At 67.9% G+C, this 12028-nt stretch carries 11 protein-coding genes and 4 pseudogenes; 9 read left to right on the forward strand and 6 right to left on the reverse strand.

Features of this window, described 5'->3' with window-relative positions:
- Positions 1–313 precede the first annotated feature (313 nt).
- The 6 genes from OG306_RS39110 (at position 314) to OG306_RS39135 (ending at position 5621) form a co-directional block, all read left to right on the forward strand.
- Positions 314–940 carry a GTP-binding protein gene (locus tag OG306_RS39110; RefSeq protein WP_266904287.1) on the forward strand — a complete coding sequence of 209 codons (627 nt, stop codon included), beginning with the start codon at positions 314–316 and terminating at the stop codon, positions 938–940.
- Positions 941–1083: 143 nt separating this feature from the next.
- On the forward strand, positions 1084–1497 hold the full coding sequence (locus OG306_RS39115) for a roadblock/LC7 domain-containing protein (protein ID WP_266751368.1): 414 nt from the start codon (positions 1084–1086) through the stop codon (positions 1495–1497).
- Between the two features lie 95 nt (positions 1498–1592).
- Positions 1593–2867 (forward strand): DUF6397 family protein, encoded by a 1275-nt coding sequence (locus tag OG306_RS39120; protein ID WP_371666167.1) that lies wholly within the window; start codon positions 1593–1595, stop codon positions 2865–2867.
- A gap of 42 nt (positions 2868–2909) precedes the next feature.
- Positions 2910–3398 (forward strand): GNAT family N-acetyltransferase, encoded by a 489-nt coding sequence (locus tag OG306_RS39125; RefSeq protein ID WP_266904285.1) that lies wholly within the window; start codon positions 2910–2912, stop codon positions 3396–3398.
- A gap of 251 nt (positions 3399–3649) precedes the next feature.
- Positions 3650–4327 carry an LAETG motif-containing sortase-dependent surface protein gene (locus OG306_RS39130; RefSeq protein WP_327258322.1) on the forward strand — a complete coding sequence of 226 codons (678 nt, stop codon included), beginning with the start codon at positions 3650–3652 and terminating at the stop codon, positions 4325–4327.
- A gap of 214 nt (positions 4328–4541) precedes the next feature.
- On the forward strand, positions 4542–5621 hold the full coding sequence (locus OG306_RS39135) for an enoyl-CoA hydratase/isomerase family protein (protein WP_371666168.1): 1080 nt from the start codon (positions 4542–4544) through the stop codon (positions 5619–5621).
- 53 nt (positions 5622–5674) lie between these two features.
- Here the strand turns inward: OG306_RS39135 and OG306_RS39140 are convergent.
- The 5 genes and pseudogenes from OG306_RS39140 to OG306_RS39160 all read right to left on the reverse strand — a co-directional run.
- A pseudogene (locus tag OG306_RS39140) lies at positions 5675–6178 on the reverse strand (arabinose isomerase); the annotation flags it as partial.
- Positions 6151–6759, reverse strand: a pseudogene (locus OG306_RS39145) (L-rhamnose isomerase); the annotation flags it as partial. The pseudogenes OG306_RS39140 and OG306_RS39145, both read right to left, overlap by 28 nt.
- Before the next feature lie 18 nt (positions 6760–6777).
- A complete protein-coding gene (locus OG306_RS39150) occupies positions 6778–7005 on the reverse strand; it encodes a hypothetical protein (protein WP_266904281.1) in 228 nt (75 codons plus the stop codon).
- Between the two features lie 88 nt (positions 7006–7093).
- Positions 7094–7585: a hypothetical protein gene (locus tag OG306_RS39155; RefSeq protein ID WP_327258320.1), complete on the reverse strand. Its 492-nt coding sequence runs from the start codon at positions 7583–7585 to the stop codon at positions 7094–7096.
- Between the two features lie 162 nt (positions 7586–7747).
- Positions 7748–8036, reverse strand: a pseudogene (locus OG306_RS39160) (FAD-linked oxidase C-terminal domain-containing protein); the annotation flags it as partial.
- 191 nt (positions 8037–8227) lie between these two features.
- Between OG306_RS39160 and OG306_RS39165 the strand changes: the two are divergent.
- Positions 8228–9109: a pentapeptide repeat-containing protein gene (locus tag OG306_RS39165; protein WP_266751377.1), complete on the forward strand. Its 882-nt coding sequence runs from the start codon at positions 8228–8230 to the stop codon at positions 9107–9109.
- A gap of 225 nt (positions 9110–9334) precedes the next feature.
- Positions 9335–10621 carry a radical SAM protein gene (locus OG306_RS39170; protein WP_327259616.1) on the forward strand — a complete coding sequence of 429 codons (1287 nt, stop codon included), beginning with the start codon at positions 9335–9337 and terminating at the stop codon, positions 10619–10621.
- A gap of 184 nt (positions 10622–10805) precedes the next feature.
- Here the strand turns inward: OG306_RS39170 and OG306_RS39175 are convergent.
- A pseudogene (locus OG306_RS39175) lies at positions 10806–11116 on the reverse strand (NADP oxidoreductase); the annotation flags it as partial.
- Positions 11117–11380: 264 nt separating this feature from the next.
- Between OG306_RS39175 and OG306_RS39180 the strand changes: the two are divergent.
- On the forward strand, positions 11381–11932 hold the full coding sequence (locus OG306_RS39180) for a glycoside hydrolase family 25 protein (protein WP_266904277.1): 552 nt from the start codon (positions 11381–11383) through the stop codon (positions 11930–11932).
- Positions 11933–12028: the final 96 nt, after the last annotated feature.

Here is a 12028-nt window from a genome sequence, read left to right on the forward strand (position 1 = left end):
ATGAAGGGGAACGCGGGAACCACAGGCGCGCTCGGACAGACGGACAGACGCATCGGTGGCTGGATTCAGCCGGTTGCGGACTCATCCGATCAGGGAGTGAGTGGGAAACGGTCACCTCGCTAAAAAAGCGATCCCATTCCCCAGGAGCAGGTGCTCGTTTGCCATGCTGTCGCCGTAGTCGCCGTCGACGTCGTTATGTCGACGTGTTCATGTCTACGTATTCATGCTGACGGTCCACGGAATCCGAGCCTTTCAAGACAGCTCTGACCTGAGCATTCGGTGTCTTGGGGCTCACTGGTGAGAGAAGTGATCGATGCTTTCCGAGCACGCTGACAACACTCACGGGGAGATGGCCGGGGAGGGCGGGGAGGCCGAGGCTCTCGCGCTCAAGATATTGGTCGCCGGAGGCTTCGGAGTCGGCAAGACGACGCTGGTCGGCGCGGTCAGCGAAATCCGGCCGCTGCGGACCGAGGAACTTCTCAGCGAGGCGGGGCAGTCGGTCGACGACACCGACGGGGTCGATCAGAAGACCACGACCACTGTTGCCATGGATTTCGGACGCATCACCATCCGGTCCGGCCTCTCGCTCTACCTGTTCGGCACACCGGGGCAGGACCGTTTCTGGTTCCTGTGGGACGAACTGTCCCAGGGAGCCCTCGGGGCCGTGGTCCTCGCCGACACCCGTCGTCTGGAGGACTGTTTCCCGGCCGTCGACTACTTCGAGCACCGACGCATCCCCTTCGTCGTCGCGGTCAACTGTTTCGCGGGCGCCCGCGCATACGGTGAACGCGACGTGTCCCGTGCCCTCGATCTCGACCTCGGTACGCCCGTCGTCCTGTGCGATGCGCGCGACCGGGATTCGGGCAAGGAAGTCCTGATCCGCATGGTCGAGTACGCCGGGCGGATGCACGCGGCCCGGCTCCTCGACTCGGTGAGCTGACCTTCCCGGCACGCTTCCCTCGCACGCCACAGGGCCAGGACCCGGCCACATGACGGAGGACCGCTTGCCCGTACGTGACCCGTGCGCAAGGCTTACGCGAAACGTGGGGCACGGGGAACGTATGAGCGGGGAGGAGCGGGGATATGGCGCTGGACAGGGGACTTGACTGGCTCCTTGACGATCTCACGGGCAGGGTCGAGTACATACGGCACGCGTTGGTGCTGTCGAACGACGGACTGGTGACCGGAGCGAGTACGGGGCTGGCGCGCGAGGACGCGGAGCATCTCGCCGCGGTCTCGTCCGGGCTGCACAGCCTCGCCCGTGGATCGGGACGCCATTTCCGGGCCGGGAGGGCCCGGCAGACCATGGTGGAATTCGACGAGGCGCTGCTCTTCGTGACGGCCGCGGGTGAGGGCAGTTGTCTGTGCGTGCTGAGCGAGGCCGAGGCCGATGTCGGTCAGGTCGCGTACGAGATGACGTTGCTCGTGAACAGGGTCGGGGAGCACCTCGGTGTCGCCGCGCGGCAGGCGGGGAGTGACGGCGCCAACCAGCCCTGACCGGTCGCGGGAGTTATCCACAGGCCGGATGAACGGTGTCTCTCCCGGGTTAATGTGCTCACAGAGAGTAATTGGGCCTCGCGGGGGAGAGCATCATGACTGTCACCGAATCTCTGTGCACGGATACTGAGAGCACGATGGCCGTGGGCACGGCAGCCCGGGAACTCCAGCTGAAGCGCGGTGAGTTCGCCATTGCCGCGCATGTGGGTCTGGTCCGGGTGCTGATGCGGCAAGGTGGTGGTGGAAGGGCGAGGGTCCGCAGGGAGGAGGTCGACCGGCTGCGGGCGCAGGACGGGTTCCCGGAAGCGTTGCGGGAGCGGGTGCGTACGGTTGGGACGGCGGAAGGGGCCCGATTGCTCGGGATCAGCCCCGACCGTTTCACCAAGCTGGCCCGCGCGGGTTGCCTCCCACCGATCACGTTCTATCTCAACCGGTACCGGGCGGTGGTCTGGCTCTATCTCGCCGAGGAGCTCGCAGGGTTCGCCGCCCGGGAACCTCACCTCCTGGTGGGGAAGAGTCCGGCCTGGGTGCGTAGCCGGCTTGACGGAGGCGTCGACCACCGTGCGCGTGAGTGGCGCTCACTCCGGATCGAACGGCTGCTGAGCCGCACGGACGACCCCTGGGCCCGCGCGGCCGTGCTCGCGGGCGCACTGGACCCGGTGCAGTTGGCGGAGGTGGTCGACGATCCGTACGAGCGTGTCTACCTCGCCAGGATCGGCTCCGAACCGGTATACGGGCCCACGGCGTCGCCCGCCGCGCGGGAGACCATGGCGCGCCTGATGCAGGCCGACGAACCGGACGAGATGTTGTGGCGGCGCGTCGGCCTGATCATGGAGCTGGACAACGCGAGGGAGGCCCGTCCGGCTCCGCGTCCGGGCGAAGAGTGGCGCCCTCGCCCCGGCCCTGGGCGCGATCGCCGACCTGAGATCGAGAGTGAGCGAGGACCGGAATCCGAAGGCGGCACCGGGGTCGAACGCGGTGTTGAGCCCGAACTCCGTGGCGAGCGTGAACCCGGTGTCGACCCTGAACTCCGAGTCGAGCCAGGATTCCGTGATGACCCGGAACTCCGAGTCGACCCGGAACTCCGAGCCGGGCCAGGACTCCGAGTCGGGCCAGGACTCCGAGTTCAGGAAGAGCTCGTCACCGAGGGAGAGCCCGCTTCGGCGGGTTCGGGCTCCGAACCCGCCCCGGCGTTCGATCCTGGTCCGGCGCCCGAACCCGCACCCACCGTCGTTCCTGTACGCGATTGTGCTCAGGTGCGTGATCCGGCTCCGGATCCTGGGCCCGAGCCGACAGCGGTGCCGGAAGCCGCACTCGGGCTGCTCGCCCGGTTCGGGCTGCGGCGGCGCCCATCCCGGCGTCCTTGCTGAAAACTATTGGCACGGGAGAACGGCACCGGCATCCTGACCCACATGCTGATCAGGGAAGCCACAGTCGGGGACTGGGCCGGCATCTGGCCGTTCTTCCACGAAATCGTCGCCGCGGGCGAGACGTTCACCTATCCGCTCGACCTCGATGAGTACGAGGCCCGCTCCTGGTGGCTCCTCAAGTCACCGAACCGCACGGTCGTCGCGGTCGACGACGACGGGGTGGTCCTCGGCACGGCGAAGATGAACAACAACCACATGGGCAGCGGCGCGCACATTGCCAGCGCCAGCTACATGGTGGACCCCGAGCATTCCGGGCAGGGTGTGGGCCGGGCCCTGTGTGCGTACACACTGGACTGGGCTCGCGCGTCGGGGTTCCGGGCCATGCAGTTCAACGCCGTGGTGGAGACGAACATCCACGCTGTCCGGCTCTACCGCTCGCTCGGATTCGAAGTCCTCGGCACGCTGCCCGAGGGGTTCAATCATCCGAAACAGGGCTTCGTCGGACTGCACATCATGCACTGCCGTCTCTGACCCACTACCGCCTCTGGGAACCTGCCGAGTATCCGACCTGACCGCCTCGACCGGCTGAGTTTCGGAAGGGATTCGGCCAAGGACTTGCTCCGCTCTCTTCGCGTCGTGTCCGTCATGTCCCAACCAGTGCCGATGTGTGTTCAGTTGTGACTTCGGATCCTCCGTGGGGCGGTTGCGCACGTAGTTGTCACGGGCAGTACTGTGCGCCCCACCGCCATTCGGGCGATGAAACATATGCGGAGGAAGAATTCATGACCATACCCAGGAGATCGTTGCGTGCTGCGGGGACACTCGCGGCCGCAGCGGTGGTCGGCCTCACCGGCACGGTCCTCACCGCCGGCCCGGCCGCAGCTCACACTCCCACCTGGGCCGTGACCTGTACTGATGTGAGCCTTGACTTGACCGCCTACAACGGCAACGTCACCAACGAGGTGACTGTCACAGTCGACGGCGAGAACCTCCTGCCCACCCAGACCTTCGGCAAGGAGTTCCACCAGAAGCTCGAGCTGCCCAAGCACGACAAGGAACTGACGGTCCATCTCGTCGTCAAGGCCGGCGACGGTGACAAGTTCTCGCGCGACGAGACCAAGCAGGCGCCCGTGTGCGAGGGCACCACCCCGTCACCCGAGCCGTCCGAGGGCACCCCGTCACCTGCGCCGTCCGAGGCCACGCCGTCGGAAGCGCCCTCCTCGGAGGCCCCCTCCTCGGAGGCCCCCTCCTCGGAGGCGCCCGTCGAGAGCGCTACGCCCAGCGAGGCGCCTTCGGAGTCCGCCCCGGCAGCGGCTTCCCCGAGCCCCAGCTCGCCGGACCTGGCCGAGACGGGTTCCTCGTCCGCCACCCCGATCATCGGCGGAGCGGCTGTGGCCGTCCTGCTGGCCGGTGGCGGCATCATGTGGTCCGTGCGCAAGCGTCGCACCGCACAGCACTGACGTAGACCAATGGTCCCGGCACAGGAATGTGCCGGGACCACCGGTCGAGGTGGCTCCCCGCTCGCGGGGAGCCACACCCTTCTGCGCTCCTATCTTTCTGCGCCCTCACCCCCACCCCTGCTGCCCGAGCCCGGGAACCGCCCCGCAGAATGGCAACGGAAGATCGTCCGCGATTGGCGGGCGATAGGACACAGGGGCTGACCGGAGCGTATTGATGAATTACGAGGATCCCGTTCTGCTGCGCACCGAGGGACGTATCCGGCACATCACGCTCAACCGCCCGCGCGCCCTCAACGCGCTGAATCACGCCATGGTGCTGCGCATGGACGAAGCGCTCGGCGAAGCCGAGGTCGATGACGCCGTCACCGCGGTCCTGATCACCGGCGCGGGGGAGCGAGGCCTCTGCGCGGGCGGCGACATCCGTTCGATCCACGAGGACGCCCGCTCGGGCGGCGGCACATCGGTGGACTTCTGGCGTGACGAGTACCGGCTCAACGCCCGTATCGCCCGGTTCCCCAAGCCGTACGTCGCGGTCATGGACGGCATCGTCATGGGCGGCGGTATCGGTGTCTCGGCCCACGGTGACGTCCGTATCGTCACCGAGCGCTCGCGCGTCGCGATGCCGGAGACGGGAATCGGCTTCGTCCCCGATGTGGGCGGGACGCACCTGCTCAGCACCGCACCCGGTGAACTCGGCACCCATCTGGCACTCACCGCGGACGCGGTCGGCGCGGCTGACGCACTGCTGTGCGGACTCGCCGACCACTTCGTACCGTCCCACCGCCTTGCCGGGCTCACCACGGCCCTCGCCGACTGCGGCACGGCAGCCGAGGTCGAGGAGACCGTACGGCAGTACGCCTCACCCGCGCCGGGCGGTGAACTGGCGGAGCACCGCGAGTGGATCGATTCCTGCTACCGGTCCGACTCCGTCGAGGAGATCCTCGACCGGCTCGGCACCAGCGGTGTTCCCGCCGCCAAGGAGGCCGCCGAAACGATCCTGGCCAAGTCGCCCACCGCGCTCAAGGTGACCCTCGCCGCACTGCGCAGGGCCCGCAGGCTCGGCAGCCTGGAGGAGGCGCTCGACCAGGAGTACAGGACTTCGTGCACCGCCTTCACCAGGCCCGACCTGGTGGAAGGCGTGCGTGCCCAGATCATCGACAAGGACCGCAATCCGCAGTGGAACCCGGCGGACCTGGCCGATGTCACCGAGGCCGACGTGGCGCTCTTCTTCGCGCCGCTGGGCGACCGCGAGCTCGGCCTGGCTGCCGCTTCCCGAACGACGGATGAGGCATAACGGCGAACCGGGGCATACGGGACGGGACTGGGCAGATTGGGGTCGGAGGCCTCTCAGAGGTCGTTGGGGCCGGTCACGGTGCGGAACGGGATGCCGAGAAGGTCGGCCGCGGCCTTGAAGTCCTTGGCGCGGTGGCCGGTGCAGAGAGTCCAGTGGTGGCCGATGCCGGTCGCGGACCAGGCGTCGGTCCACTTATCGGTGTCGAAGCCGAAGTCGACACGGGAGGTGGTATTGCCGATCTCCAGCAGAGGTCCGGGAACGACTTCTCCCTCGGAGGCGCTGAACGTGAATGTCCCGTCCGCCTCCTGGCCGACGCCGAACGTGGTGACCGGACCGTGTCTGACGTCGAATTCGACACCGACGCCCCACCCGCGATTGCCGTGGTACACACCCAGCCCGCGCAGCAGCGGATCCTTGGCGCTGATCGCGAGGTGGGCAGGACCGTCGTGCCCCATTTCGACAACCCGGTCGCGGAAGTTGAGGGCCTGGAGCTCGGTGAAGGAGCCGCCGGCGCCGATGGTGTCGGCGATCAGCATCGCGAGGCTGGTGCGCAGTTGGCCTGCTCGCCGCCGACCCGGGCGGCGGCGATCCGCCCCTGGTTGCCCGAGGCCAGATACGCGGAGAACGGATCCCCGGCCAGGCCGATTTCCTCCCGCACCTCGGCGAGCAGCGGACGCACATCGGTGTTGTACGCGTCCATCAGGACACCGTTCGAGGCGAGCACATCGCCGGAGCGCTGCGCGGCACCCAGGGCGTCCATGCCGATCAGCAATGCCTTGGCGGTCGCTTCCTGCACATTGGCGACCGACCGGATCACCGCAGGGATCTTCGCCTCGATGTTGTGGCACTGGTCGAGATTGAAGTTGACGTTCGTCGCGGAGTTCAGGCCGCCGTTCTTGACCACCTCGTGCATGATCCGGAACAGCTGGGACGGGTCGGCGGCCCCGACCATCAGATCGTCGTCCGCGTAGAACCGGGAGTTGAAGTCGAACGCGCCGAGCTTCCCGGACCGCAAGAGGAACGCCACGATGAACTCGATGTTGGTGCCCGGCGCATGGTGCCCGGTGTCCACCACTACCTGGGCCTTCGGACCGAGGCTGAGGCAGTGCGCGTACGCCGTGCCCCAGTCCGGCACGATGCTGATCAGCAGGTCCGGTCAGCGACCGCTGCCGGACATGCTCGGCTGGAGCGAGCGCACGAGATCGAAGAACCGGGACTCGTTGCCGCAGAGCCCCGCACGCTCAAGTGCGACGTCCGCCTCCGCGATCGGCGAGGTGAGCAAGGGCACATGCACGGGAACTTTGCCAGGCTCCGTCAGCGCCGCCCGAGTGGCCTCCAGCAGTCGGATATACGCCTGGGCCGCGGCGAGTTCGTCATTGCGCATTTCAGCATCTCCCGGTCAGAGGTGTCGGACCCACCAGCATCCCCCATGGGTCTGACAATGAGCTCCCACGGCGTCCCCGGGCCGTCGGCTAGCCGCCGTTCGGCCGTCGGACACCGGCCGGTGGTTCGACCTCCAGGAATCTTCTGCGCCGCGGCCCGCGGTACAGCAGTACCGTCCAGCCCAGCTCCCGCAGCACAGCGGCGCACCGGGCCAGCTCGGCCTCCTCCGCATGCGCGGCTCCGCTGCCGGGCGGACCGAGCCACTCGACCCTCACGCTGCCCGGCGCATCGCCGGGCAGCAGACGGTACCCGGTCACCGTACGCACGCCCGAGCCGTCAACGGCCGAGGCGGCCAGGCTCGATGCTTCCAGAGCCAGGGCGACGGCCCGTATCGGTTGGTGAATCTCCCACTGTGCGGGCACGCCCTCCGGGCTTGTGTGTCCGGTGTTCGTCAGCCTCCGGATCTGCAGCAGGCCCTCGAACGCCGTCCGTACCGCAGCGGCCCGGCTTCCGTCCGGTGCCGAAGCCGGCGGGCCGTCCCCGGTGGCTGGTTCGAAGCCGGTCTCGTGCCCGGTGCCCATCAGTGTCCCCTTCGCCGTGCCGTACTGCTGTCAGTGTGCGTCGTCCCACTGACATTGGCTCGGACGCGGGCCGTCCGGACACCGCCGCCCGCAGCCGAGATCCCTGCTACGCCCCCGGAGTGCCGCTTTCGTCGGACGGTGACGGACCGGTCCTGTCGAGCACCTTGCCCGGATGCCGAGCACCTTGCCCGGATTGAGAATGCCGTGTGGGTCCAGCGCCGCTTTCACGGCGTGATGCATGCTCAGGACCGCGGGGCCCAGCTCCTTGTTCATGCCCAGCATCTTCAGTAGCCCGACCCCGTGCTCGCCCGTCACGGTGCCGCCGAGCGCGATCGCGTCGTCAAGGGTGTCCTCGAAGGCCGACTGGATGCGGGCTCGTGCGGCTTCGTCACCCGGCGGGGGTGATGATCGGCGGGTGCAGGTTGCCGTTCCCGGCATGGGCGATGTTGGCCTCCACCATCGTTGCGCGCACGCTTGGCGCCCGGAGCGCAGCCCCCTGGTCCGGTGGCTGCGGAGAAGTCGAAGGGGGCGCCACGATGGTCGGCACCTGTTGGTGTTGATCATGAAATCGGTGTGTGCGGGTGGCGGATCCGGATAGGGTCGACCGTCCGACAGTTCCGTATCGCGGAGGACCCACGCACTGTGCCCGACAACGCCCCACGCCCCGGCACCGACAGCAACGACCGCGCCGACCGTGCCACGCTGCGCGCCGACTGTGCGAACTGTTTCGGACTGTGCTGCGTCGCCCTGACCCTGACCCGTTCCGCGGACTTCGCGATCAACAAGGATGCCGGTAAGCCCTGCCGTAATCTCCAGAAGGACTTCCGCTGCGGTATCCACACCGATCTGCGGACGCAGGGCTTCCCCGGCTGCACCGTGTACGACTGCTTCGGGGCCGGCCAGAAGGTCTCCCGTGAAACCTTCGACGGGCAGGACTGGCGGCGGGCCCCGCAGACCGCTCAGCAGATGTTCCAGGTGTTCCCGGTCATGCGGCAGCTCCACGAACTCCTCTGGTACCTCACGGAAGCGCTGTCCCTGGACGCGGCACGCTCCCTCCACGGCGAGATCCGGCGCGGCCTCGAAGAGACGGACCGTCTCACCCGCCTCCCTGCGGAGGCGTTCACGAACCTGGACGTGGCCTCGCACCGTGACGACGTCGCGGGCCTCCTGCTCCGTACCAGCGAACTGGTACGAGCCGCGGTGCCCCGCAGGAAGAAGCGCGACCACCGCGGCGCCGACCTCATCGGAGCCAGGCTCAAGGGCGCCGATCTGCGGGGCGCCGACCTGCGAGGCGCCTACCTCATCGCGGCGGACCTCACAGGTGCCGATCTGCGCCTGGCCGATCTGATCGGCGCCGACTTCCGGGACGCCGACCTGTCCGGTGCCGACTTCACCGGAAGTCTGTTCCTCACTCAGGCGCAGCTCAACGCGGCCCGGGGCGATACGGCGACGAAACTGCCGCCCTCGCTCAGCCGGCCCACTCACTGGGGACCGGTGAATTCCCGGTCCGGGCCGTGCGGCTGACGGCCGGGACAGCATCCGCACGGCACCCGGACGAATCGGCCGGTGCGGCCGGGCACCGCAGACGTCCGTGGTTCGTTGGACAGTGAGGCGTACCCGGAACGCCTCCGACGACCGGACCGAGGAGCCGCGCAGATGCCCAGCAGTACCAACCGCAGCCGCACCGATCAGAGCCGCGCCGAAGGGAGTGGCGCGGACGGGAGCCGCACCCGCCAGATCGAGCGGCTCATGGAGCAGTTCCCGCACGTGCCCCGGGAAGCCGTCATCAAGGAGGATCTCCTGCGCGGCGGGTTGGCGTTCGACGAGTCCGCGCTCAGCGACAACGAGGGCGGCGACGTCAAGCCGAAGTCGTACTTCATCTTCTCGTTCGACCACGGCACACTCCCCGAGCTCGGCGCGGCCGCGCTCCGCCGCCCGCCGGAGGAGATCGTCCTCACCGGTGGCCCGTACGAGCTGCGCCGGACCGTGGTGTCGGTTCGGGTCAACCCGGCGTCCCCGTACCGCGTCGCTGCCGACGGCGACGGCGTACTCGGGCTGTACCTCGACGGCCGACGGATCTCCGACGCCGGCCTGCCGCCGATGCCGGACTACTACCGGCACACCCTTGAGAACGGCAAGTCTGTGATGGAGGTCGCGCCCACCATCCAGTGGGGCTACCTCGTCTATCTGACGGTCTTCCGGGTCTGCCAGTACTTCGGGGCGAAGGAGGAGTGCCAGTACTGCGACATCAACCACAACTGGCGCCAGCACAAGGCGGCGGGACGCCCGTACACCGGTGTGAAGCCGGTAGAGGAGGTCCTGGAGGCACTGGCCATCATCGACAAGTACGACACAGCCAAGACGTCGACCGCCTACACCCTCACCGGGGGCGCCATCACCTCCCACATCGGCGGCCGCGACGAGGCGGATTTCTACGGCCAGTACGCGAAGGCCATCGAGGAGCGCTTCCCCGGCCGCTGGATCGGCAAGGTGGTCGCCCAGGCCCTGCCCAAGGCCGATGTGCAGCGCTTCCACGACTACGGCGTCCAGATCTACCACCCCAACTACGAGGTGTGGGACCGTCGGCTGTTCGAGCTCTACTGCCCCGGCAAGGAGCGTTACGTGGGCCGTGACGAGTGGCACCGCCGCATTCTGGACTCCGCCGAGGTCTTCGGCCCCCGCAATGTCATCCCCAACTTCGTGGCGGGCGTAGAGATGGCCGAACCCTTCGGCTTCACCACGGTGAACGAGGCCATCGAATCGACCACCGAAGGCCTGCGGTTCTTCATGTCGCACGGCATCACGCCGCGCTTCACCACATGGTGCCCCGAGCCCACCACCCCACTCGGAAAGACCAACCCGGACGGAGCGCCGCTGGAGTACCACATCCGCCTGCTGGACGCCTACCGCGCAACGATGGAGGAGTACGGGCTCAGCTCGCCTCCCGGCTACGGCCCGCCCGGACCCGGTCGCGCCGTCTTCTCCGTCAGCTCGTTCATGGACAGCCTTCCGGCCCGTCCGGACGTCGCGCAGTGACACCGGGCAGGGCGTAGTACCGGGCCGTGAACTCCGGGGTGGAGGAGGTGGGGGAGACCTCCGCCACCTCCTCCGGCAGGCGGAACCGACAGGGACAGGTTCGGACCGCCATCCGTGAAGGCCCGGTGCTGCGGGCGGCGCCCACCGCGACGGGGTGAACCGTCGATCGCCGTCGCCCGGCCCGTCAGGCGCGCCACTTTGCCGTGGGCTCACGGAAAGCATCGGAGAGTGCCTTGGCAACGGCCTCGGCGTCTCCCCGGTGACCGTAGACGGGCGTGCCGGGCGGTTGCCGCCAGGACTCGTCGACACCACCCGCGTCCACGGTGCCGAAGCCCAGCTCGTCGATGAGCTTGCGCACGACCTGCTTGGCCGCCGCATCGTCACCGGCCACCGGCCGCGCCTGACGGCCGGGACTGCCCTTGAGGCGGCGTTGTCGAGGATGTCCTGCGCGTACGTCCCGTTGAACGCCCTGATCACGGGGTGGCCGATCTGTTGCCAGAGCGGTGAGACGCCGGTGAGGTTGCCGCCGATGCTGCCCGCTCCGACGATGCCGATCTTTATGGATCCGACCTTCCGATGGTGCCTGTGGTGCCTGCGGTATGTGATGTGGCTCGCCGCATCACCAACTACCCCCTGCGGTCGCCTGTTCCGACAAGTGGCAAAAGTATTCGCTCCGTCACCCGACGGATGGGAAGGAGCGACTGCGGGCACGAACAGTGAGAGAACCGGAATCACCCAGCTCATTTGGAGGCGGTGCTCATGCTCCATGGCGTCGACGTCAGCGCGTATCAGTCGTCCTTCGAAACGGACGGACTGGACTTCGTCTTCATCAAGGCCACCGAAGGCCGTTCATACGTCAATCCGTATCTGGCCTCGCAGGTCAAACGTGCCAGGGACGCGGCATGCGTGGTCGGCTTCTATCACTTTCTCTGGCCGGGCGAGATCACGGCCCAGGCGGAGTACTTCGTGAGCAAGGCTCCGGAGGAGGCGGGCGATCTGCTCGCCGTGGACTGGGAGGAGAACGGCGAAGGCACCCGGGCCAGCAACGCCGAAAAGGACCGCTTCATCCGTGAGCTCAAGCGTCTGAGGCCCCAGTACAAGGTTCTGCTGTACTGCAACCTCGATTTCTGGCTGCATCACGACACCACGTCGTATGCGGGGGACGGTCTGTGGATAGCCGACTACGTGACCGCGGGGAAGCCCCGGATCAAGGCGTCCTGGCGCATCCACCAGTACACCGACCAGCCGCTCGACAAAGACGTCGCCGCTTTCTCCTCGCGGACCGCGATGCGCGACTGGGCCCGCGGATAGCCGCTCGCGCAGGCCGTGAGGCCGCCAATCGGGAACGGGACACGGGACACGGGACGCGGCTCTCCAGGCACACGAAGAAGCGAAATCCGGCCATGC

The organism is Streptomyces sp. NBC_01241 (genome assembly GCF_041435435.1).
In the GTDB taxonomy this organism is placed as follows: domain Bacteria; phylum Actinomycetota; class Actinomycetes; order Streptomycetales; family Streptomycetaceae; genus Streptomyces.